Below are 21756 nucleotides of genomic sequence, written 5' to 3'. Positions count from 1 at the left end.
AATGGATAAATATAACGTTCGTGCGACCATTAGAAATGTAAGCTTTCTAAGCACGCTAATAACGACTACAAAAGATGGCAAAAAGCGCCCGAGCATACGTTTTTGGCGCATTTTTACCATTGTATTAGTTCATCTTTTATTTGTGCTCTCTTACAGGGTCGATGTGCAAATTTTAGAGGGCGACATCAGCGCCTCAAGGATACTTGGCTTTCACCTAGCAGATGCATTTATGAGCTTGCAAGTCTTTTTAGCAACGCATGAAATTCATGTAAATTTACTAATTGGCTCGCTTAGTATCCTAGCCTTTTACATCATTTTTGGTGGCAGGGGCTTTTGCTCGTGGGTTTGCCCGTACTCACTTATAAGCGAGATAGCTGAGAAAATTCACGAAAATTTACGCGCCAAAAAGATAGTAAAACCACGAGTTTTTGACACAAAGTGGCGATACGCCTTTACCATTTTGTTTTTGGCTCTTAGCTTTGCTAGCTCAAGTCTTGTCTTTGAAATTTTTAACGTCGTTGGGATATTTTCAAGATTTATCATCTATGGCTACTTTCACGCTATATGGCTAGTTGTGGCTATGCTTGTGGTTGAGATTTTCTTCTCACGCAGGGCTTGGTGCAGATATGTTTGCCCTGTTGGAGCGACCTATTCGCTACTGGCTAAGCCAAATGCGATAAAGGTCAGCTGGGATAAAGAAAAGTGCGACCACTGCTTGGTTTGCACTGATGTTTGCCTAGTGCCACACGTGCTTTTTATGACAAAAAAGGGCGCAAAAACTGATGATAGTAAAAAGCTCTTTAGGATAGCTGGGGCTGACTGCACGCTTTGTGGCAGGTGTATCGACGTTTGCCACCAAGATGCGCTTAAATTTGACAACGGCTTTAAGAAACTCATATAAGGAAATTTTTTGATAGATATAAAAGAAGTAACGAAAATTTTTGGCTCGCAAAAGATACTTGATAACGTCAGTCTAAATGTAAAAGCTGGCGAAAAGATAGCGATACTTGGGCAAAATGGAGCTGGTAAAAGCTCGCTCATGCGTATCATCTTGGGCGAGTTTGTGCCAAATAGCGGAAGCGTCGCGATAAATGGCGTAAATACCCTAAAAGATAGAAAAGAGGCGCTAAAGTTTATCTCATTTGTGCCACAAACCCCGCCACCGCTTAAATTTAGCCTACGTGAGCTTTGCGAGTTTGTCTGCAAAAGCTCAAATGTAAAATTTGAAGATATTGAGAAATTTAGCAAGCTTTTGGAGCTTGACCTGCATGCAAATTTAAACAAGTCCTTTTACAAACTCTCTGGCGGCATGAAGCAAAAGATGCTAATAGCCATCGCATTTGCCAAAGATAGTGAAATCTTGATGTTTGACGAACCAACGGCAAATTTAGATGTAAAAGCAAGGGAGTCTTTTAAAAATTTGCTAGATAATTTCACGCAAAAAAAGACACTAGTTTTCATCTCACACCGCATAGATGAGATCGCTCATTTGCTTGATAGATGCGTCTATATGGACCTTGGCAAGATCATCAAAGAAGAAAATTTAAGGAGCAAGAGTGAATAACCTTTTTTTAATAGCAAAACTAGACGTCAAAGAGTCGTTTCGCTCGAGGTGGTTTGCGATATATGCGCTTCTTTTTTCTGCTTTGATGATAGGATTTTTATTTAGTGGAGTGACCGACTCGCGCGTGCTTGGCTTTTCTGGACTAACAAGGGCGCTACTTTTGTTTATACAAATTTGCGTCATCATCGTGCCGATATTTATCCTCATCTCAACTGTAAGAAGTATAAATCAAGACAGGGACACAAACCTGCTTGAGTACGTGCTAAGCTTCCCGCTAAGCCTTAAAGAGTACTACTTTGGCAAGGCGCTTGGGCGGACATTTGTCGTTTTTGTGCCGCTTTTGTTTTCGCTTTTGCTTTGCGTGGTGGTTGGCTTTATAAAGGGCGTGTCGATACCTTGGAGCGTGCTGGTGCTTTACTTTGGCCTACTTTTTAGCCTAAGTATCGTCTTTTTATCGCTTGGCTTTTTTATCTCAAGCCTTATCAAAAACCAAGAAACAGGGCAGGGCGTGGCGTTTTTGCTCTGGCTTATCATGCTAGCTTTTATCGACCTAGCACTCATTGGACTGCTTATGCGAAGCTCTGTCGATGAGTACGTCATCTACACCATCGCTATGCTAAATCCGATCGAGCTTTTTAGGATAGCAGCGCTTAGCCTTTTTGATCCAAATTTAGCAGTCATCGGCACTGCGTCTTACTTTATCTTAGGCACATTTTCAAAAGCGACCTTCGTAGCTTATGCGATCATCTATCCTTTATTGCTTGGTGCGATCTTGCTAGTTTGTGGCTATTTGGGCTTTAGCAAGAGAGATCTTGTTTGATTGTTTTTTGTTAAATAAGAGTTGGCTTTAAATTTAGACGAGGCTTGTATTATTCCAATTGTCCAACAAGAAACCTCCTTTTTGTAATGACCCCCTTTCCCCCAAAGGGGGTTTATCTCTCTCAAGGAAATTTATGAAAAAATCCATTTTATTTTTAGCCTTTGCCGTTTTATCTCTAAGTGCAAACTGGGATGAAAATATGCAAAACTGCATCAACAAAAGTGACGCAAAAGCTTGCGGGAGCTTTACTAAAAAGCTTTCAAGCGAGTGCGAGAACAAAGACAAAACCTCTTGCTTTTTATATGCTGACATGCTAGGGCGAGGTCTTGGCGTGGAGAGAGATATGGTTAGATCTTATGAGATATTTAAGTCGCTTTGCGAAAATGGCAGCAGCGAAGCTTGCTACGAGCTTGCTACAAAATATCTGCAAGGAAACGGCGTAGAGCAGAGCTTTGATCTATCTGCAAATGCCCTTGATAAAGCTTGCAAAATGGGCAGCAAACGAGCCTGCAACGTCTTAGAGCTTGTGCCTAAGAATTAAAATTTATCTTAAATTTATATGTATGACGAAGCAAATTTGCAAATTTTAAACTTTCATTCACTCGCAAGAATTGACTACTAAAATTTGGCTTCGCTTGCAGCTTAGCTCAAATTTTAGAGCCGAAATTACTCGTTCATGAAATTTTAAAATTTGCGCGAGTTTGTCTGGTATAAATGACGTATGCAGTTCGAAGCACTGAAGCATGCGACTTCTAACGTCGTCGGGTTTAGGGGATTGTTAAGGGGGAAGGGAGCTTCTTTGCTTCGCAGGCTCGCAACTGCAAGCAGACCGTAACTCGAGTCCCCTTGTCTCCCTTTTGAATAAAAGTATCGCAAATAAATTTTTATATTTTTACAAATTTTAAAACCCCATTCACTCACAAGAGTTACCTACTAAAATTTGGCTTCGCTTATCGCTTAGCTCAAATTTTAGAGCCGAAATTACTCGTTCATGAAATTTTAAAATTTGTCCGAGTTTTTAAGCGCATTTAGCGAGATACCTTTTTACGTCGCTAAATTAAACATTACAAATCACGTTTAATAGTAATAAAAATGAAATTTCAAATGTGATTTTGCTTTCATGCAAAGCATATATTTTTACCATTTTAAAAGAGAAATTTCTTTAGAAAATGCCTAAATATCGCGATTGACTTTAGTATTACGCATAATTTCTTTTTTATTAACTAAAAATTTCATTAAAATTTATATTTAAATAATAACATTTCATCGTCCTAAACGGGCCCTCCTTTTTGTAGCGGTTAAGACTTTGCTTCCCCCTTTTCTGGCTTTTCCGCTTACACAAAGAGGAGTTGTCTCTCTTTTTTTAAATCAAATTTTTTACCTTTGCAAACTCAAATTTCACAAACGTCACTTTCTTTTTAAAATTATATTTTGATAATGGTTTTAAAAATTATAAAAGCAAAAATCTTATAAAATTGCGAGCTGTTATCAAAACTAATTTTTAAAAAGGTGGCAAAAGGGGTGAAATTTTTAAATTTAAAGCTTTTTTACAAGGTGCATGCATATTTGTCGCTTCTCTTTTTTATCCCGCTTGTCGTAGTTTGCTTTAGCGGTGCGATCCTCGTTTATAAAGACGAGCTAAACAGCCTTTTTATCCCAAATATCGTAAATGTAAATTTAAACAAAGAAAATTTGAGCAAAAGGATCAGCTTTGATGAGCTAAGAGGTATCGTCGCAAGCGAGCTTAGCGGCTACGAGATGGTTGGCATAAACATCGATGCAAACCCTAAAAAATGCGACAAAATTTGGCTAATCGAGCATAACGATAGCAAAAAAGAGTGGAAATTTATCTATTTTGACGCTTTTAGTGGCAAGATAAAGAGCGAGCCACTGGCACACGATGAGGGATTTTTCGGGGTTTTAGCGCATATCCATGAGGAGCTTCTTCTTGAAAAAAGTGGCAATATTATCCTTTTTCTAACAGCTATTTTTACATTTTTTATCTGCATTAGCGGCTTTGTGATCTACCGCAAATTTTGGCTAACTCTGCTTAGACTGCGCGTAAATGGGCTAAATGTTTTCATGAACGACATCCACAAGATAATAGGAATTTTTTGCACGCCAGTTTTACTGCTCATTTGCATAAGCGGCGCTTGGTGGGAATTTCAGATGGCACGCACGCCAGAGTTTAAAAATGACTTCGTAATAGACGCAAAAATTTACAACAAAAGTTTATCCCTTGATGAGCTGGTCGCTAGCTCGAAAAAGGATATAAAAGGTTTTGAGCCACACTTCATCTCGCTGCCTTTCATGCAAGGGGCAAACATCCGCATCTTTGGCCACGTGATGTGGCAAAGCTTTTTGCATAACGAATACTCAAGCGTGATCACTTATGACAAAGATAGCGGCAAGCTAGTTAGCGTCCTAGACATAAAAAATGCAAATTTAAGCGAGAAAATCCTCTCGGCCTTTAGAAGATCGCACTTTGGAAACTACAACCAAAGTACAAAATTTATCTGGTTTATAGTGGGCATCTCGCCGTTAGTTTTGAGTATATCAGGGCTTTATCTGTGGTTTAGAAAATTTAAAAGGAGAAAAAATGAAAAAAATTTTATTTAGCTTAGTTGCTTTAAATTTTGGCGTTGCCTCAAATTTATGCTAGTGAAAATGACAAGGTTTTAGAAGCGGTCGATGTCGTGGAGAGCGAGCGAAGAGACGATGCAAACTACTTTGCAAAAGAGCTTGTAAAGAGCACAACTAGGCTAAATTTAACCTCTCGCCAAACGCCACAGTCGCTAACTGTGCTAACAGAAGCAAGGCTAAAAGATCAAGGCATCAAGGACTATCAAGTGCTTCTTAGAAATATCCCAGGCGTCACGCTAAACAAATGGGACGAGCGCGTATATCCGACGGCTCGTGGCTTTAAGATAGATTATTACTTGCTTGATTCGATGCCTAGCTTTGGCGGCTTTAGCCTTGGCGCAAATGATATGAGCTTGCTACCTTATGAAAGAGTCGAGGTGGTAAAAGGGGCAAATGGCCTGCTTGCAGGCGCTGGCAACCCAGCTGCAAGCTTAAATTTCATAAGAAAAAGAGCAGACTCAAAGGAGCTAAAAGGAAATTTTGGACTAAGTGCTGGTTCATACGATAGATACGGCGTAAATGGCGATGTGCAAACGCCAGTAAATGAGAGCGGAAGCGTTAGAGCAAGGCTATCTTTTATGCATGAGAAGTCGCACTCTTATATGGATTATTACAACCGTAAAAATAGCGCGATTTACGGCGTAGTCGATAGCGACATAGGCGATAACTCATGGCTTAGTCTTGGTGCGTTTTATCAAGAGCTAAGACGCCACGGGGTTAGGTGGGGCGGTATGCCAGCATTTTACACAGATGGCTCTAGGACAAATTTTAGTAAAAATGAAATTTTCTCTCAGCCTTGGACTAGGTGGGATATAAAAACGCTTGATTTCTACGCTGATTTTAAGCACTACTTTGAAAATGAAGCGAGCTTAAATTTAAGCTACTCATTTAGGCGGGCAAACACTGACTCAAATTTACTCTACTACGGCGGAGCGGTAAATTTAGATGGCACCGGCAACATAGGTGGTCTTAGCGCCTATGCAAACAAAAGAGAGGAGAACATCCACAACGTCGATGCATATGCAAATATCCCTTACGAGATAGCAAATTTATCCCATGAGTTTGTCTTTGGCGCGATGTATAACAACTATAAAAAAAGTAGCGATAAGGTAAGTAGCTACTGGCTGCAAAGGACTACGCCAGCTGGGCTTGCTTATACAGCTAGAAGCAGGATAGACTTTAAAAACTTGCACCTTGATGATCCAAAATTTCCTTACGAAGATCAAAACAACAAAGACAAAACGATACAAAAGGCATTTTATGCGGCAAATAAACTATCAATCACCGATGAGCTTAAATTTTTGCTAGGTGCTAGGGTTAGCTACTACAAATACGAGATCGAGGGTGGCAAAGACAATAGAAATTTCACAAATGAGATCACGCCATATCTTGGCATCACCTACGACATCGGAGCAAACCACACTCTATATGCGAGCTACACGAGCATATTTAAGCCTCAAAGCTTAAAGGATGCAAACGACAAATATCTTGACCCGATCCAAGGCAAGGACTATGAGGTGGGCATCAAAGGCGAGTATCTTGACGGGGCACTTCAAGCAAGTCTTGGTGTCTTTAAGATCGTGCAAGACAAGCTTGGCGTAAAGACTGGCAAGAAAAATCCAGCGACAAATGCCGATATATATGAAGCTGGCAAAGGCGTGACAAGTAAGGGTGTCGAGCTAGATCTAAACGGCGAGATCACTAAAAACTTGAGCCTAAGCTTTGGTGCAACGCACTTTAATGCAAAAGATGCTAATGGTGAAAAATACGCCACCGACTCATCAAGAAGTACGGCAAATTTATTTGCAAAGTATGAATTTAGGGACTTTAGAGTAGGAGCTGGGGCTATGTATAAGAGTAAAATTTACACCGGCAAGGGCGCAAGCGAGATCACGCAAAAGGGCTACACTTTGGCAAATTTGATGTTTGGATATAAATTTGCCAAAAACTTTGACGTGCAGCTAAATATCGACAATCTCTTTAATAAAAAATACTATGAGGGCATTGGTGCAAACAAGATGGTTTATGGCGATCCACGCACCTTTAATCTCAGCTTTAACTATAAGTTTTAGCTAAATTTACTCTAACGCGCCAGCTAAATTTCTAGTTGGCGCCCTTCATTTTTTGCATAGTAGGTGTATAATTTCAAGAAAACTAAGGAATTTGCATTGCTTAAAGTAGAAGTGATATATAAATTTTGTCTTGTTTGCGCTCTTGCTTGTGGGATCTGTCTGCTTGCATTTACTGGGCTAAATTTCGCCATGGGTGATTATAGTGAGTGGATGATGAGCGCGCACAAATTTGCAGGAGCTTTGATCGTTTGTGCCGTGATCTTACACCTTTTTAACCGCAGAAGAAAGCTAGTAAAGCTCGTAAATGAGATAATCGACGTCACCACGCACCGCAAAAATCCAACTATCTGTAACATGGACCGCATCATCGCCTCGCTTGAGCCTTACACTATTAGTGAAATTTCGCGCATGCTTGGCTTTGACGAGACTGAGTTTTGCAAGAGCTTGCGCGAAAATGATGTTAAATTTAATAACGCCAGCCAGACCCTGCGCCAGATCGCACGTATGAACGATGAGAAGATATTTTTCGTGCTTGTGCTCATCGTCGAGGCCAAATTTGGCAAGAGATTTTGCGGCGCGGTAAGCTGCAATGTTGGGAGAAAATTTTAGTGCTCGCTATGCGCACGCCACCTCTGCTCTTCAAGGTCGATGTGATATAAAAACGTTCTAATCACCTCTTCGTCGATCTTTGGATCTTTGTTCAGCTCGCAAAGTGCCTTTCTTTGCTCCTCTAAAATTTCAAAATATCTCTGTCTGGCCTCGTCACTGATCTCAAAATTTTCGCTCTCAAGCTCGAAATTCCAAACCTCTTCAAACTTTTGAAATAAGAAATTCTCATCGCCCACAAATTTCTCTTTTTTAAATTTAAGCGAAGCCTGCGCAAGTGCTTTTTTGATCTTGATCCTTGCAAGCTCATTTGGCATGTGGTCGTTAAAGTCTGGAAATTTCACGCTTTTGATGAGCAGTGGCAAGCTTAAGCCCTGAACTACGAGCGTTAGTAAGATCACGACAAATGTTATAAACAAGATGAGGTCTCTGTGCGGAAAGGGCTCGCTCCCAGCCATGGCAGGGATAGAAAGTGCCGCAGCCAGCGAGACTACGCCCCTCATGCCAGCCCAACCAACGATAAATGGCGTCGCTTTGCCTGGATTGCGATCGTCCGCCACGCTGATATAGCGCTTCATAAACATCGTGATATAAACAGCGCCATAAGATGCCATGAGGCGGATAACGATGAGCACGGCAGTGACCAAAACGCCGTAAGAGACCGCCTCAAAGAGCGAGACGCCGCTACGCTTTAGCCCTGCTAAAATTTCAGGCAGATCAAGGCCGATCATGGTAAAGGCAAGGCCGTTTAGCAAGAAAATAAAGTTGTTCCAAACGGGCACCGCGTGGATCCTTGTTGAAGCGGTAAAAATTTCATTTTTCTTAGTAGAGAGAGATAAAGTCCGCCACAAACCACCGCCAAAACGCCGCTAGCGCCAAGCTCCTCAGCCAAGATATACATGATATAAGGCGTCGTGATCGTCATTATCGTGTCGCTGTTTTCATCAGTTGGCAAAATTTTATGTAAAAAATAAGCCGCAAGTGCCACTACAAGACCAGCCAAAACGCCGCCAACCACCATCCAAACAAAGCTAGCAGCCGCCTTATACCAGATAAACTGCCCAGTTGTCACTGCAACTGCGGCGAAGCGAAAGATGATGAGTGAGGAGGCATCGTTTAAAAGGCTCTCGCCCTCCAAAATGGCGCTGATCCTGCGTGGGGCTTTGACAAATTTAAGGATAGCTGCCGTGCTCACCGCGTCTGGTGGCGAGACGATAGCTCCTAGCATGAAGCCAAGGGCGAGCGAGAAGCCAGGGATCACTAAATTTGCTATCACTGCAACTGCTGCTGCGCTTATGAAAACCACGATAAAGGCGAAACTGCCGATCATGCGGCGCCATTTAAAGAGTTCTTTTAGCGAGTTTGCCCACGCGGCCTCGTAAAGAAGTGGCGGTAAAAATATGATGAAAATAAGCTCAGGATCGATCTTTATACTTGGTAAATTTGGCACAAAGCTAATGGCAAGCCCGCCAAGGACTAATAGCACTGGATAGGCGACTTTGAGGTGGTTTGAGACCATTACCAAAGCGATGATGATAGCTAGTAGTGCAAAAAATAGCAGTAGGTGTTCGATCATTTTGATCCTTTAATTTTTTTTGTGTTAAAACAATAGAGTAAATTTTGTCAAATTTATGGCGGGTAGAGAGAGATTCGAACTCTCGGTGAGTTGCCCCACACACGCGTTCCAGGCGTGCTCCTTAAACCGCTCGGACATCTACCCAAGAAGAAGGTGATTATATCTTCATTTGCTTAATGCTTGGCTTTTAGAGCTTTAGCCCCAAGATAACGACATCTTTATACTCGCCATCCATCAGGCAAACGCCAGGCAGTTCGCCCCATTTTTCAAAGCCAAATTTCAAAAACAGCCCAAGGCTTGCTTCGTTTTTGCTAAAGATTAGTGCGATGATATTTTTTAAATTTAGCCCTCTAGCTTCATTTAGACTGTGGGCTAAAAGCTGCTTGCCGATGCCCTTTTTAAGGGCTTTTTTAGCGACATAGATGCTTATCTCTACGCTTATATCGTAAGCGATCTTGGGGTTAAAGTCACTTAGCGAGCAGTAGCCTAAAATTTCATCATTTTCTTTGTAGATAAAAATAGGGCGCGAGCCGCCGTGGGCGTTAAACCAAGGCTCTCGCTCCTTTGTGCTAACTGGCCGCATATCAGCAGTCGCACTTCTTTCTAGTATGTAGTCATTATAAATTTGCGTGATCGCTTCAAGGTCGCTTAAATTTGCTCGCTCGATCAAGCCTAACCTTTTTTGGCTGCTTGATATACTGGCTCAAGCTTTGCTGCGATCTCTTTTAGGTCTTTGATCCTGCTCTCGTTTGATGGGTGAGTGCTTAGGATTTCAGGCACTTTGCCACCACTCATCTTGCTCATCTTAACCCAAACTTCGACCGCCTCTTTTGGATCGTACCCAGCTCTTGCCATTAGCTCGGTGCCGATGTGATCAGCCTCGGTCTCGTGTGAGCGAGAAAATGGTAGCGAGATGGTGTATTGGCTGGCTAAATTTAGAGCGCTTGCGCCAAGGTCGCCAAGTCCTGTGGCGGTTGCGACTGCAAAGATGCCGATGTTTTTGAGCTGGTCGGTGCTCGCTTGCTCCCTGCTGTGCTCTCTAAGTGCGTGGGCGATCTCGTGACCCATGACCGCTGCTAGCTGTGCATCTGTCAAATTTAGCTTTTTAATAATACCGCTATAAACGACGATCCTGCCCCCTGGCATGCACCAAGCATTTAGCGTATCTTCGTTTATGACATTTACTTGCCACTTCCATTTTAGGGCATCCTCTCTGAAAACGCCAGTTTGCGCGATCAGTCTTTTTGCGATATCTTGAACTCTTTTTGTAAGGATCGGATCGACATTTAGCTCGCCCTTGCTTCTAGCAGCTGTGAGCGTCTTGACGTAGGCTTGAGCCGAGCTTTGCTCCATCGCTTCAGAAGATACTAGCATGAACTGCTTGCGATCTGCGCCCACGACGCCTGACTTTGTGACGCTCGTGCAGCCGGTGATAAGCATGCTAGCTGTTAATAACGTAAGTAAAATTTTTTTCATTTTCATCCTTTTTGGATTAAAATTTGGCGTATTATAGCCTGAGTTGGATATGCATTGTTAAACGAAGGGATAAATTTAAATTTTGAGATTTCAAAAATAGAAATTTACTATCGCGCAAATTTTAAAATTTCATTTACTCGCAAGAATTGACTACTAAAATTTGGCTTCACCTGCAGCTTGGCTCAAATTTTAGAGCCGAAATTACTCGTTCATGAAATTTTAAAATTTGCCCGAGTTTCTTCAGTATATAAATTTAACCTTTACGCTTTGTAGTCTATATTTCTCTCAAATTCTCTCAAACGCTTATTGACCGATCTTAGCTCCGTTATCGTCGTCCAGTTATCGATAAAGACGCTAAAACTCTCTCTGACCTGTGAGAAAGCGTTGCTAGCTTGGATCAAAACACCAAGCGTGATGACACCGCTAAATAGGCCATTTCCCATGATTATGTAAGGCACGATGACTAAAATTTGCGAAAACGAGATGAGCCAAAGATTGAAGTAGCCGTAGTGCAAAAATAGCTTGTAGTAGTTTAGCTTGACCCCTGTAAAAAGCTCTAGCATGACGTTTGGCTGGCAAAATTTGAGCTTATCATCCTCGCCATAAACTAACTCTTTTCTAAACGCCGCCTCTGCTTTTTGGTTGTTGTACTCAAGATGTGGTAGCTTTATGCCTACAAACCATGATACGATGAGGCCTCCGATGCTAATTAGCAGTGCGATATAAACCAGCGAGCCCTCGATATCTTTGATGTAAGGTAGGCTCACACTCTTGCTTAGCTCCCAAAGCACCGGTATAAAGGCAATCAGCGTCATAAACGCCTTTAAAACCTGCACGCCAAGGCTCTCCATGATCTTAGCAAAGCGGTAGATGTCCTCTTGGATACGCTGTGAGCTACCCTCGATGTCATTTTGGCAGTTTCGCCAAAATTTGAGGTATTTAAAGGTCATCGCCTCCCTCCAGCGAAAGACCCAGTGGCTCGCAAAGAACGATATCACCGTGTAGGTCACGACGTAAGGCATGGCGATCTTTATGAAATTTAATATCTCGCGCCAAAACTCATCTACTTTGTGATCCTTTGAGTTTTGCACGATGTCGTAGAAATTTTTATACCACTCGTTGATGCGGACGTTTAGATGCGTTTGATAGACAAGTAGTAAGATGATAAATATCGCTCCGCCGTAAGCCCAAAGCGCCCATTTTTTATCTTTAAAGAATGATGAAAACATAAAGTGCCTTTTGTAAATTTTGGCAATTATAGCAGGCAAGGTTTAAGCATTTATATAAAATTTAAACCCAAACTATATCATTTTGCAAATTTTAACGTAAAGGAAAATGATGAAGAAATTTGCATTTTTAGCTCTTAGTCTTTGTGCGACCTTAGCGCTTGGGGCCGATATGAAGGTCTATAAAAGCCCAACTTGTGGTTGTTGTGGCAACTGGGCCAATGCTATGCAAAAGGCTGGCTTTAGCGAAGAGACCATAAAAGTAGATGATATGGTCAAGGTTAAAAAAGAATTTCACGTGCCACTAGAGCTTTCAAGCTGCCACACAGCTATCGTTGATGGCTACGTTATCGAGGGTCACGTGCCAGCTGATGAGGTCAAGCGCCTGCTAGAGCTTAAACCAAAAGATGTCGTTGGTATCGCAGTGCCTGGCATGCCTATGGAGAGTCAAGGTATGGAGCAAGGCGGCAAAGCCGAGCAATACGACGTCATACTCTTTAAAAAAGATGGCTCGCAAGAGGTCTTTGCTACTTACATCGGCTCTAAAAAGCTAAAATAACTTCAAATTTAGACTTAGCTCGTCTTTTGATGGGCTAAGTTAAAAAGAAATTCCCTTGCTAATAGCGATGATGCAGAGCAAAAAGGCTATTGGCACATAGATAAATTTACCCACAAAATACCAAAATGAGCCGTAAGTTTTATTTGCTCCTGAATTTACCTCGTCTAAAATTTCTTCTTTTTTAATGATCCAAAACCAAGATATTGCGCCGATGACTGCGCCGATTGGGATGATGTAGATAGAGACAAAGTCCATCCAAGGCCCCCAGCTGCTAATAGGCTCCATAAACGCTCCAAAGCCAAAGCAAACCACACAAAGCAGCGCAAGCACCCAAAATCTACTAAGGCGCGGGAATTTATGCATAAGCGACTCAGCCACGACCTCAAACATATTTTGTAGCGATGTGATACCGCCAAAGATGACCGCGGTAAATAGTATGATTGCAAAAATTTGACCGCCGATCATATTTTGTAAAATTTTAGGAAGCGTTACGAAAAGTAGCTTTGGACCCTCAGCTGGATCCATAGCGTAGGCAAAGACTGCTGGGATCATGACAAGCGCTGCAACAAGGGCTGCAAGCGTATCAAAAAATGCCGTAGTTTTGGCGCTTTCGACGATGTCTTCATCCTTTGAAAGATATGCTCCATAAACTATCATGCCTGATCCCGTGATAGAGAGCGAGAAAAAGGCTTGACCCATCGCAGTGACCCATACCATCGGATCTTCAAGCTTACTAAAGTCAGGGATAAATAGAAATTTATACCCCTCAAATGCGTTTGGCAGCATCGCAACATTTATAGCCAAAATGGCAAATAACACGAAAAATAGTGGCATCATTATTTTATTAGTCTTTTCGATGCTTTTTGCTCCAAAAAATAGCGTAAGAAGCGTGCCAATAATGACTATGAAGTGATATGGCAGGACTGAGTACTCATGAAGCGCAAATGAGTTAAACCAAACATTTGTATCAACGCTCATAAATGAGCCAGTAAGCGCCTGAGTAAGGGCCTTTAGCACGTAAGCGATGATGACAGCGTAGCCGATGGCTATGCAAAGTGAGCCAGCAAGTGGGAGCCAGCCAACGATGCTACCGATGACGCCTAAATTTCTACTTTGCCAAGCAAATTTATATGATCCTAGTGTGCCAGTCTTTGCGCGCCTGCCGATCGCATACTCAGCGCTTAAGCCAACGTAAGAAAAAAGCGCCACAAAAAAGATGTAGATGAGTAAAAACGCTCCACCACCATTTGTGCCTAGCTTGTAAGGAAAGCCCCAAACATTTGCCATACCAACGGCTGAACCAACTGAGGCTAATATAAAAGCCCAGCGTGATGAAAAATTCTTTTTGCTCATTGTAAAATCCATAAATTTAGTGATGAAAATAATGTTACCAAAATATGATTTAAGAACTTTTTATAAATCTTAAATTTAAGAAACGTTGTTACTTTTGGGCGCGGCTAATTTGACCGCTAAATATAAATTCGCTATAATCAGCCAAAATTTTTAACTCTTAAGGATCATAATTGTACCCCAGTAGCGATAACTCGCTTTTAATGGTAATACTTGCCATTATATTCATTTTACTAAACGCATTTTTTGTTTTGTCGGAATTTTCCCTTGTTAAGGTTCGCAAGTCTAGACTTGAAGAGCTTATCAAAGAGAAAAAGCCAAACGCCCAGCTTGCCTTTGAGATGTCAAACAAGCTTGATACCTATCTTAGCGCCACTCAGCTTGGCATCACGCTAAGCTCGCTCGCCCTTGGTTGGATCGGTGAGCCAGCAGTCGCAAGGCTCATAGAAGCCCCACTTAAAAATGTTTTTAATCTTAGCGATATCTTAGTTCATACAGTCGGCTTTGCGATCGCATTTACGCTTATCACGCTACTTCACGTAGTTATGGGCGAGCTTGTGCCAAAGTCAGTCGCCATAGCCAAATCAGAATCAGCAGTGCTTAAAATCGCTCGTCCGCTTCACTTTTTCTGGATACTTTTCTCGCCTATCATAAAACTTTTTGACATCCTAGCTACATCTGGACTTAAAATTTTAGGCATCCAACCAGCAAAAGAGAATGAACTAGCGCATTCTGAAGAGGAGATCAAAATCATCGTTGGCGAGAGCTTAAAGGGCGGTGTGCTTGATAGCTTTGAGACTGAGATCATCAAAAATGCAGTTGATTTTAGTGACACGGTCGCAAAAGAGGTTATGACGCCAAGACGCGACATGATCTGTATAAATAAACAAAAGAGCTTTGAAGAAAATTTACAAGTCGTTTTTGAGTCAAAATATACTCGCTATCCTTATATAGACGGCTCAAAAGATATCATTTTGGGCATGATACACATTAGAGATATCTTGCAGCTACACTTTAGCGAGGATAAAGAGAAGAGCTTTGACGCGATCGTGCGTAAATTTGTCATCGTGCCTGAGAGCCTTTCTATCTCAAAGGTGCTTGTGATGATGAACAAGGAGCAAATTTCAGCGGCACTTGTCGTTGATGAGTATGGCGGCACGGCTGGACTTCTTACTATGGAGGATATCATGGAGGAGGTGCTTGGCGACTTTAACGACGAGCACGATGAGGTCGATCAACACTATAAAAAGATAAATGAAAACATCTATGAATTCCAAGGCAGATACGATCTAGAGAGTGTTGAGGAGCTTCTTGGCATAAGCTTTGATGAAGAGACCGATCAAGTCACGATCGGCGGATATGTCTTTAACCTTATCGGTCGTTTGCCAGTCGTTGGGGACAAGATCGAGGATGAAAACTGCTACTACGAGGTGAGAAAGATGGATGGAGCCAGCATCTCACGTGTAAAAGTTAGAAAAAAGATAAAAGAAGAAGAGGAGCCTGCTCAGGCTTAGTTTATAAATTTAATGGCTTTTGGCCATTAAATTTAACCTCTAAACATAATAAAAAAATAGGGCAAATTTAAGTGGCATTGCGGTTTTTAAAGGCTCTAAGCCATCAAAATTTAACTTTTAAAACCACAAAATTTAAAGCAACACCACATTTTAAATAGCTCTCTAAAACGTTAGCACTGCTTTTTTGTAAATTTGGTTATAAATTTTAAAATGGCTTGCTAGTTTTAAATTTATTATCTGCTTGCAAAAGTAGCCGAGTAATATTGCTTGTGATATTTAAATTTACTAAAGTTTATTAGCCTTGGCGGGGAGATATGATGTCACGAAATTTCATCATAAATTTCTCTATCATGCTCATCTAGGCTGCAGCGAGAGAGCCAAATTTCTTTTGTTAAATTTTAGCAGCACCTCTTAATAGCTCTTTTGTAGCCAAATTTGCTTATCTATTTTTATGTGTAAATTTATCTTGATAAAAGCGTGCTAGATCTTTGCCGTGCTTTAATGCTAGCTCGTAGTAGGGCGTGTCTGGGTTCTCTCCTATCATCTCATAGAGCTTTTTACGAAGCTCTGGCAAAAGGCGAAGATCGCTATAATCTATCCTCTCTTTATACGCTGGCAAGCCTTGTAAGAGCAGGGCATTTGAGTAGTTTATGCCGCCAGTTTTGCTGCCAGTAATGTTAAATTCATTTTCATATTGCGCGCGAGTTAAGCCAGTTGGTATGCTAAGCTCTCCCCGCTCTAGGCAAATTTTATCATTGCTACTGATGATATACTCTGGAAATTCTAGCTCTTTGTAGTTGATATCTTCGTGATCATAATACACCCACTTTATGCCGTCTTCATTTTTGCGGTTGAAACTACTTTTGTAAATGAAGCTACCCTGGATTATAAATTCACGGCTTTTTAGCACCGGTGTATCTGCTATATCTTTATAAACAGCAACCAAGTAGCAATCACTAAAAAAATCAAGCGGCCAAAGAAGGCCCTCATTCGCTCGCTTTACAAGGCGGTTTTTAATATCAGCTAATATTTTGCCAAAGAAATATCTCTTGTAGTAGTCATTATAGACGTAAAATATGTCGCCTTCTTCGAGCTTTGTCTTATCTGGCATTTTATAAATTTAGCTCTTCCAGATGTTTTTGTTTAGCTCCAGATCACGCACGATCTCCACAAAGTCGCTAACTCCTGCGATGTAGTTTTGCACGCTCTCGTTGCTGTTTATCGGCTTTTTAAGATCAGGCTCAAAGCTATCCTTTCTAAGATCGATCGCGATGAAAATTTCATTTTTTAAAAACACTGCCGAGAGTGGAGCGTTAAATTTAGTTCTTAGAGTGGTTAAATTTTCCATCAGCTTTGGCGTCAGAGCGTATCTAGCGGCGATCTGATCGGTCGTGTAGGTCTTAAAAAGCTCATTAAATTTAGGATTATCCATCACAGCTAGCTCGCCATCGCTTCTTAGATCAGATGTCCGCTTCTTATCACAGACGTAGATCGTGGCGTTTAGCTCTTTTTTAAACTCAGCCTTTAGCAAAATGCCTTGAAATTTCACCGTTGTAGTGGTGCGTTTCTCACCTTTTACCTCTTTTGCCGCATAAAAATCGCAAAGCTTAAACTGCGTCTCATCGATCTGTCCGTAGATCATATCCTCTGCGTAGTGTCTATTGACATCAGCGTCGTAAATTTTATAAAAATCATTCAAATTTAGTCCGCCATTTGCGCTGAAATTTAGACCATAGTTTTTTACGATGACGCCAACTACTTTTTGTTTAAATTTTGCTATAAGCTCGTTTTTTAGCCCATTTATCGTCTTGCCAAGATAAAAAACTCCGCCGATTAGCAAAAAGAAAAATAAATTTCCAAGGTGCAGTGATGCCAAAAAACCACTTACTACTATGATGCCAAGAAAGCCATAAACGATCATTTTAAAGGCTTTTTGCCCCATCGCAAGACGCTCTTTTTCAAGCTCGTCAAGATCGCTTAGATCGATGCCCTTTAGTTCGTCTGCTTGCATTTTTATGCCTTATTTTTTAAAAAGATCACCGACGTTTGGAGCAACTGCTTCATTTTCAGGGATATCAAAAAACACATCTTTGTGAAAGCCAAACATTGAAGCTACGATGTTTGAAGGAAACATCTGTGTGGCATTGTTGTAAATTTCAACAGCTGAGTTGTAAGCACGGCGCGCAGCTGAAATTTGCTCTTCGACCTCGTTTAGTGTGCTTTGGATGTGAAGTAAATTTTGATTTGCTTTTAGATCTGGGTAGTTTTCTACGCTCACTCTTAAACCATTTAGCAAGCCTGAAATTTTGTTATTTAGCTCAAATTTCTCCTCATTTGTAGAGGCGCTTCTAGCACTCTCTCTAAGGGCAGTGATGTTTTCTAGTAGGCTCTTTTCATGCACCATGTACTCTTTTGCGGTAGCTACTAAATTTGGTATAAGGTCATATCTTCTTTTTAGCTGTGCGTCGATGCCAGCCTCCACGCTTTTTACCTGGTTTTGCTTTGCAACAAGCGAGTTGTAAAGGCTGATGAAAAAGACAAAAATGACTGCGACAACAAGTATCACGATGACTAACGAATTCATAACTTTTCCTTTGAAATTTAAGTTTGTTGTAGTTTATCCAAAGTTGCTTAAGAGTATTTAAACACCGAGGTTGGGTGATTAAATTTAATATTATAATTTAATCTTAAATTTTACATATAATTTATATAATTAAAAATTGTTTTTTACGAGGAGGATAAATGAGAACGGTAAACGTAAAAGATATAAAAGAGACTGTTGCAAAGCTTTGCAAACAAGCCTGTTACGTCGTTACACCAGATCTAAAGGCTGCTTTTACAAAAGCACAAACCACTGAGAGCTCATCTCTAGGCAAAGATATCTTGGGCAAAATTTTGCAAAATGCCAAGCTAGCAGAAGAGGGCGTTGCGCCTATTTGCCAAGATACAGGCATGACGGTTGTCTTTGTCGAGATCGGTCAGGATGTGCATATAGAAGGCGGTTACATCGAAGATGCGATCAACGAAGGCGTTGCAAAGGGCTACACTGAGGGCTATCTTAGAAAATCAGTCGTTGCTGAGCCACTTTTTGAGAGAAAAAACACCACAAACAACACTCCAGCGGTCATCCACACTAGGATCGTCCCAGGCGATAAGCTAAAGATAAAAGTCGCTCCAAAAGGCTTTGGTAGTGAAAACAAATCAATACTAAAAATGCTTGTGCCAGCTGATGGCATAGAGGGCGTTAAAAAGGTATTTTTAGAGGCTGTAAAATACGCTGGACCAAACGCTTGCCCTCCAATGACAATAGGCGTTGGCATAGGCGGCACTATGGATAAAGCTGCACTTCTAGCCAAGCAAGCCGCAGTTCGTCCAGTAGATAGCAAAAATGCTGATGCTAGATATGCAAAACTTGAAGATGAGCTTCTTGAGCTTGCTAGCAAAACTGGCGTCGGTCCTCAAGGGCTTGGTGGCGATACAACTGCCATAAAAGTAAATGTCGAGTGGTATCCAACTCACATCGCAGGCCTACCAGTAGCCATAAATATCAACTGCCACGCTGCACGCCACGCAGACGCCGAGCTTTAAGGAGATAACATGTCAGAAGTAAAAAGAATAACAGCACCATTTGATAAAGAGGTAGTAAAAAGCCTAAAAGCAGGCGACAATGTCCTAATCTCAGGCACTATCATCGCTGCTCGTGACGCCGCTCACAAGGCACTAACAGAGGCTCTAGCACGTGGCGAGAAGTTGCCAGTTGAGCTAAAGGGCGAGACTATCTACTACGTCGGACCAACACCAGCTAAACCAAACCAAGCTATCGGCGCAGCAGGCCCAACAACAAGCGGCAGAATGGACAAATACACACCAACTATGATCAATGAAGTTGGCATAAATGGCATGATCGGCAAGGGATATCGCAATGATGCAGTGGTTGATGCGATGAAAAAATCATGCTGTGTTTATATGGTCGCTATCGGCGGCATTGGAGCGGTCATTAGCCAAAGTATAAAAAAATATGAAGTCTTGGCATACCCAGAGCTAGGACCAGAGGCAGTCGCAAGGCTCACAGTAGAGGACTTCCCAGCGATAGTCGCTATCGACTGCGAGGGCAATAACTTCTACGAAGTCGGCCAAGCACCTTACAAAAAAATCTAAATTTGATCCGCTAGCAGCCTAAGCTAGCGGAATTTCTTCTAAAATGAAAACTTTTTACAACGATCAAGCAAAGCCACTACTTAAATTTTTTACCAAAACCAAAAGCGAGCTAGTAAATTTAAAGCTAAAGCAAATTTTAAATGAGGGCTTTATCTCAAAACCACAAGGGATATTTTTAAAAGCTGCCATAAGAAAAAGGCAGAAATTTGAGCAAAACAAGACGCAAAATGAGTGGTCGCTAAATGAGATAGTAGTTTTTGAAAGCGAGTATGAAAGCTGCGAGGAGTATTTTAGCGACGTGGGGTCGTTTGTAGTGAAGCTGGCTGATAAATTTAGAACAAGTGGCATTAGCGAGGAGATAGTGCTTGCTGTTTCGTTTCAGGCGCTGCAGTTTATCACGCCAGGTAGCGAGGAGTTTAAATTTATATACGAAGACTACGATGAGAGTACAAACTCCGCTCACATTAAAATTTACGCCAAAAGAGAAAACGACGAAATTTTGCTATATAAAGATGGATGTGGTGGCTACAAAACAGAGGCGTTAATCGTTTTCGAGGTGGCTAGTAGTAGCCAAGACACATAGTCTCAGTCAGTTTTATGCGCTTTTCAAATGGCGCTGGCGAGAAAAATTTACACTTTTCGATGTAAATCCTATACGAGTAGCTAAGCTTAAAATCATCATAAAATTTCTTTAAATTTAAAAATTTGATACCGCAAATTTCATGAAATTCAAAAAGCTCATAAATTTTAGAGCCATTTTTCGCCACGAGGTGTGAGGGAGCAAGCGAGGTAAATGAGCAAAAAACGCCAGTTGGCACGAGGCCATTTAAGGGCGTGCAAGCTTGTAAAGCGCTTGCAAATTTCTCTGGGACGCTCTTTTTTCTAATAAAAACGATGCGCGAGTTTTCAAATTTAGCGCTGATCGCATTTTTCCAAAAAAGATAGGCATTTGATGAGATGCCGGCGTTTTTGGCAAGTTGAGCGCCAAGCACGTAGTCATCTAAAAATTCATTTGGTGCAAGGGTTATTTGCATCTTTGTCCTTTTGAAATTTTGTTCATTATAGCCTTTGGTGCCTAAAAATTTAGAAATTTATAGTAGGATTTTGCCAAAATTTAAAGGAGAAGATATGAAAAAACAAATTTCAACAAAAAACGCTCCACAAGCGATCGGACCATACTCTCAGGCGATTAGCGCGAATGGATTTTTATTCATCTCAGGGCAGCTTGGCGTCACACCAGAGGGCGAGTTTGCAGGTAGTAGCGTAGAGGCTCAGGCACAGCAGTCACTTACAAATTTGCAAAACATTTTGGCTGAAGCTGGACTTAGTTTTGATAATGTTGTAAAGACTACGATCTTTTTAGCAGATATGGCAGATTTTGCCAAAGTAAATGTCACATACGCTAAATTTTTCAAAGAGCCATATCCAGCTAGAAGCACGGTAGCTGTGAAGACTTTGCCAAAAGATGCACTCGTAGAAATAGAGGTTATCGCAGTTTATTAACGATTATTGTACCAAAGTACAATTTACAAACTAAATGATTTGAACTATAATTCCCTATAATTAATTAAATTCTAACATTAAGGGGATTTCATGACAACTCAAATCGGTGTCATTAAGCAAGTATCTGGCTTAGTTGTGGCTATAGATGAAAACGGCGCACAAAGAGTATTAAAAGTAGGTGATGCTCTATTTCTTGGCGAGGTGATAAAAACTTCTTCAGCAGCTTCTAAAGCAGTCGTATCAATGGATAACGGCAAAGATGTAACTATCTTAGGTAATGAATCTGTTAAACTAGATAATAGTGTTTTAGCAAATTCTGATAACACAGTTGCTGATGTAAGTGACTTGCAAAAAGCGTTGTTAAACGGCGAGGATCTAACAAAACTAGAGGAGACTGCTGCTGGTGGTAACGCAGCTGCAGCTGGTGGCGGAGATGGTGTTAGCCTCGGAGCAGCGTCATTTGATGAGGGTGGTCACTACTCAAATATCAGTGAAAATTTCCGCTCTTTAGGCGATCTAAACAGTGCAACAGGTGCTGAGAGGATAGGTGGCGTAAGCGGTGGAGCAGCAGGTGGCATTGCATGGACTGGAGCAAATATAGATACTACTCCAGCTAATAAACCATCTATCGATCCAATCGACAATGATGATACTAAGGTAACTGGTAAGGTAGAGAACCCTGAGAAAGA

General features: G+C 41.3%; 23 protein-coding genes, 1 tRNA gene and 1 pseudogene. 14 read left to right on the top strand and 11 right to left on the bottom strand.

Annotated elements, in window-relative coordinates:
- Position 1: 1 nt before the first annotated feature.
- The 7 genes and pseudogenes from UNSWCS_RS02790 (at position 2) to UNSWCS_RS02760 (ending at position 7708) form a co-directional block, all read left to right on the top strand.
- Positions 2 to 901: a NapH/MauN family ferredoxin-type protein gene (locus tag UNSWCS_RS02790; RefSeq protein WP_021087271.1), complete on the top strand. Its 900-nt coding sequence runs from the start codon at positions 2 to 4 to the stop codon at positions 899 to 901.
- Positions 902 to 910: 9 nt separating this feature from the next.
- A complete protein-coding gene (locus UNSWCS_RS02785; RefSeq protein ID WP_021087259.1) occupies positions 911 to 1564 on the top strand; it encodes an ABC transporter ATP-binding protein in 654 nt (217 codons plus the stop codon).
- Complete coding sequence (locus UNSWCS_RS02780) at positions 1557 to 2384, top strand: ABC transporter permease (protein WP_021087233.1); 828 nt, start codon at positions 1557 to 1559, stop codon at positions 2382 to 2384. The genes UNSWCS_RS02785 and UNSWCS_RS02780 overlap by 8 nt, the downstream gene beginning before the upstream one ends.
- Positions 2385 to 2517: 133 nt before the next feature.
- Positions 2518 to 2925: a tetratricopeptide repeat protein gene (locus tag UNSWCS_RS02775; RefSeq protein ID WP_021087240.1), complete on the top strand. Its 408-nt coding sequence runs from the start codon at positions 2518 to 2520 to the stop codon at positions 2923 to 2925.
- Between the two features lie 980 nt (positions 2926 to 3905).
- Complete coding sequence (locus UNSWCS_RS02770) at positions 3906 to 5003, top strand: PepSY-associated TM helix domain-containing protein (RefSeq protein ID WP_021087262.1); 1098 nt, start codon at positions 3906 to 3908, stop codon at positions 5001 to 5003.
- Positions 4984 to 7099, top strand: a pseudogene (locus UNSWCS_RS02765) (TonB-dependent siderophore receptor). The gene UNSWCS_RS02770 and the pseudogene UNSWCS_RS02765 overlap by 20 nt, the downstream one beginning before the upstream one ends.
- A 96-nt stretch (positions 7100 to 7195) precedes the next feature.
- Positions 7196 to 7708 carry a hypothetical protein gene (locus UNSWCS_RS02760; RefSeq protein ID WP_035143387.1) on the top strand — a complete coding sequence of 171 codons (513 nt, stop codon included), beginning with the start codon at positions 7196 to 7198 and terminating at the stop codon, positions 7706 to 7708.
- On the opposite strand, the gene UNSWCS_RS12625 is transcribed toward UNSWCS_RS02760, so the two are convergent.
- From UNSWCS_RS12625 to UNSWCS_RS02735, 6 genes are all read right to left on the bottom strand, one after another.
- Positions 7705 to 8487 carry a cation:proton antiporter gene (locus tag UNSWCS_RS12625; protein WP_265182488.1) on the bottom strand — a complete coding sequence of 261 codons (783 nt, stop codon included), beginning with the start codon at positions 8485 to 8487 and terminating at the stop codon, positions 7705 to 7707. The genes UNSWCS_RS02760 and UNSWCS_RS12625 overlap by 4 nt on opposite strands.
- The gene (locus UNSWCS_RS12620; protein WP_265182487.1) at positions 8454 to 9281 is read right to left on the bottom strand and encodes a cation:proton antiporter; all 828 of its coding nucleotides are present in this window, start codon (positions 9279 to 9281) and stop codon (positions 8454 to 8456) included. Before UNSWCS_RS12620 ends, UNSWCS_RS12625 begins: the two co-directional genes overlap by 34 nt.
- A gap of 56 nt (positions 9282 to 9337) precedes the next feature.
- Positions 9338 to 9425, bottom strand: a tRNA-Ser gene (locus tag UNSWCS_RS02750).
- A 43-nt stretch (positions 9426 to 9468) separates the two neighbouring features.
- Positions 9469 to 9951, bottom strand: coding sequence for a GNAT family N-acetyltransferase (locus tag UNSWCS_RS02745; protein WP_021087238.1), 483 nt, complete (start codon positions 9949 to 9951; stop codon positions 9469 to 9471).
- Between the two features lie 2 nt (positions 9952 to 9953).
- Positions 9954 to 10757: a M48 family metallopeptidase gene (locus UNSWCS_RS02740; RefSeq protein ID WP_021086568.1), complete on the bottom strand. Its 804-nt coding sequence runs from the start codon at positions 10755 to 10757 to the stop codon at positions 9954 to 9956.
- A 260-nt stretch (positions 10758 to 11017) separates the two neighbouring features.
- Positions 11018 to 11986: a putative transporter gene (locus UNSWCS_RS02735; RefSeq protein ID WP_021087270.1), complete on the bottom strand. Its 969-nt coding sequence runs from the start codon at positions 11984 to 11986 to the stop codon at positions 11018 to 11020.
- A 109-nt stretch (positions 11987 to 12095) separates the two neighbouring features.
- Between UNSWCS_RS02735 and UNSWCS_RS02730 the strand changes: the two genes are divergently transcribed.
- Positions 12096 to 12542 (top strand): DUF411 domain-containing protein, encoded by a 447-nt coding sequence (locus UNSWCS_RS02730; protein ID WP_021086565.1) that lies wholly within the window; start codon positions 12096 to 12098, stop codon positions 12540 to 12542.
- Between the two features lie 39 nt (positions 12543 to 12581).
- Here the strand turns inward: UNSWCS_RS02730 and UNSWCS_RS02725 are convergent, their stop codons facing one another.
- Positions 12582 to 13895: a sodium-dependent transporter gene (locus UNSWCS_RS02725; protein WP_021087248.1), complete on the bottom strand. Its 1314-nt coding sequence runs from the start codon at positions 13893 to 13895 to the stop codon at positions 12582 to 12584.
- A 170-nt stretch (positions 13896 to 14065) separates the two neighbouring features.
- Here UNSWCS_RS02725 and UNSWCS_RS02720 point away from each other — a divergent pair, with 170 nt between their 5' ends.
- Complete coding sequence (locus UNSWCS_RS02720) at positions 14066 to 15406, top strand: hemolysin family protein (RefSeq protein WP_009295308.1); 1341 nt, start codon at positions 14066 to 14068, stop codon at positions 15404 to 15406.
- A gap of 439 nt (positions 15407 to 15845) precedes the next feature.
- Here UNSWCS_RS02720 and UNSWCS_RS02715 read toward each other — a convergent pair whose 3' ends face one another.
- From UNSWCS_RS02715 to UNSWCS_RS02705, 3 genes are read right to left on the bottom strand one after another with little or no spacing between them, the layout of a single operon-like run.
- Positions 15846 to 16517: a hypothetical protein gene (locus UNSWCS_RS02715; RefSeq protein ID WP_021087237.1), complete on the bottom strand. Its 672-nt coding sequence runs from the start codon at positions 16515 to 16517 to the stop codon at positions 15846 to 15848.
- A 9-nt stretch (positions 16518 to 16526) separates the two neighbouring features.
- On the bottom strand, positions 16527 to 17417 hold the full coding sequence (locus UNSWCS_RS02710) for a DUF3137 domain-containing protein (protein WP_021087275.1): 891 nt from the start codon (positions 17415 to 17417) through the stop codon (positions 16527 to 16529).
- A 9-nt stretch (positions 17418 to 17426) separates the two neighbouring features.
- Positions 17427 to 17990 carry a LemA family protein gene (locus UNSWCS_RS02705; RefSeq protein WP_021087236.1) on the bottom strand — a complete coding sequence of 188 codons (564 nt, stop codon included), beginning with the start codon at positions 17988 to 17990 and terminating at the stop codon, positions 17427 to 17429.
- 158 nt (positions 17991 to 18148) lie between these two features.
- On the opposite strand from UNSWCS_RS02705, the gene UNSWCS_RS02700 reads away from it, so the two are divergent.
- From UNSWCS_RS02700 to UNSWCS_RS02690, 3 genes are read left to right on the top strand one after another with little or no spacing between them, the layout of a single operon-like run.
- A complete protein-coding gene (locus UNSWCS_RS02700; protein WP_009295312.1) occupies positions 18149 to 18994 on the top strand; it encodes a fumarate hydratase in 846 nt (281 codons plus the stop codon).
- 9 nt (positions 18995 to 19003) lie between these two features.
- Positions 19004 to 19564: a Fe-S-containing hydro-lyase gene (locus tag UNSWCS_RS02695; RefSeq protein ID WP_002942950.1), complete on the top strand. Its 561-nt coding sequence runs from the start codon at positions 19004 to 19006 to the stop codon at positions 19562 to 19564.
- A 43-nt stretch (positions 19565 to 19607) separates the two neighbouring features.
- Positions 19608 to 20147, top strand: coding sequence for a hypothetical protein (locus UNSWCS_RS02690; RefSeq protein WP_021087213.1), 540 nt, complete (start codon positions 19608 to 19610; stop codon positions 20145 to 20147).
- On the opposite strand, the gene UNSWCS_RS02685 is transcribed toward UNSWCS_RS02690, so the two are convergent.
- Positions 20125 to 20598 carry a hypothetical protein gene (locus UNSWCS_RS02685; protein ID WP_021087269.1) on the bottom strand — a complete coding sequence of 158 codons (474 nt, stop codon included), beginning with the start codon at positions 20596 to 20598 and terminating at the stop codon, positions 20125 to 20127. The genes UNSWCS_RS02690 and UNSWCS_RS02685 overlap by 23 nt on opposite strands.
- Positions 20599 to 20692: 94 nt before the next feature.
- Between UNSWCS_RS02685 and UNSWCS_RS02680 the strand changes: the two genes are divergently transcribed.
- Both UNSWCS_RS02680 and UNSWCS_RS02675 read left to right on the top strand, forming a co-directional pair.
- Positions 20693 to 21067 (top strand): RidA family protein, encoded by a 375-nt coding sequence (locus UNSWCS_RS02680; protein ID WP_035143385.1) that lies wholly within the window; start codon positions 20693 to 20695, stop codon positions 21065 to 21067.
- 90 nt (positions 21068 to 21157) lie between these two features.
- Positions 21158 to 21756 (top strand): retention module-containing protein (locus UNSWCS_RS02675; protein ID WP_035143383.1); only part of this gene is annotated, 599 nt, incomplete at its 3' end.

This window comes from Campylobacter concisus UNSWCS (genome assembly GCF_000466685.1).
Taxonomy (GTDB): Bacteria; Campylobacterota; Campylobacteria; order Campylobacterales; family Campylobacteraceae; genus Campylobacter_A; species Campylobacter_A concisus_A.
The sequence above is the reverse complement of the archived record's forward strand: the minus strand, read 5'-3'. Positions and strand labels throughout refer to the sequence as shown.

Bases quoted from the DNA above. Each gene is read 5' to 3' on its own strand.
- UNSWCS_RS02715 (WP_021087237.1), bottom strand. From the start codon at position 16,517: ATGCCAGATAAGACAAAGCTCGAAGAAGGCGACATATTTTACGTCTAT.
- UNSWCS_RS02690 (WP_021087213.1), top strand. From the start codon at position 19,608: ATGAAAACTTTTTACAACGATCAAGCAAAGCCACTACTTAAATTTTTT.
- UNSWCS_RS02735 (WP_021087270.1), bottom strand. From the start codon at position 11,986: ATGTTTTCATCATTCTTTAAAGATAAAAAATGGGCGCTTTGGGCTTAC.
- UNSWCS_RS02775 (WP_021087240.1), top strand. From the start codon at position 2,518: ATGAAAAAATCCATTTTATTTTTAGCCTTTGCCGTTTTATCTCTAAGT.
- UNSWCS_RS02685 (WP_021087269.1), bottom strand. From the start codon at position 20,598: ATGCAAATAACCCTTGCACCAAATGAATTTTTAGATGACTACGTGCTT.
- UNSWCS_RS02680 (WP_035143385.1), top strand. From the start codon at position 20,693: ATGAAAAAACAAATTTCAACAAAAAACGCTCCACAAGCGATCGGACCA.
- UNSWCS_RS02705 (WP_021087236.1), bottom strand. From the start codon at position 17,990: ATGAATTCGTTAGTCATCGTGATACTTGTTGTCGCAGTCATTTTTGTC.
- UNSWCS_RS02730 (WP_021086565.1), top strand. From the start codon at position 12,096: ATGAAGAAATTTGCATTTTTAGCTCTTAGTCTTTGTGCGACCTTAGCG.
- UNSWCS_RS02700 (WP_009295312.1), top strand. From the start codon at position 18,149: ATGAGAACGGTAAACGTAAAAGATATAAAAGAGACTGTTGCAAAGCTT.
- UNSWCS_RS02725 (WP_021087248.1), bottom strand. From the start codon at position 13,895: ATGAGCAAAAAGAATTTTTCATCACGCTGGGCTTTTATATTAGCCTCA.
- UNSWCS_RS12620 (WP_265182487.1), bottom strand. From the start codon at position 9,281: ATGATCGAACACCTACTGCTATTTTTTGCACTACTAGCTATCATCATC.
- UNSWCS_RS02710 (WP_021087275.1), bottom strand. From the start codon at position 17,417: ATGCAAGCAGACGAACTAAAGGGCATCGATCTAAGCGATCTTGACGAG.
- UNSWCS_RS02790 (WP_021087271.1), top strand. From the start codon at position 2: ATGGATAAATATAACGTTCGTGCGACCATTAGAAATGTAAGCTTTCTA.
- UNSWCS_RS02695 (WP_002942950.1), top strand. From the start codon at position 19,004: ATGTCAGAAGTAAAAAGAATAACAGCACCATTTGATAAAGAGGTAGTA.
- UNSWCS_RS02740 (WP_021086568.1), bottom strand. From the start codon at position 10,757: ATGAAAAAAATTTTACTTACGTTATTAACAGCTAGCATGCTTATCACC.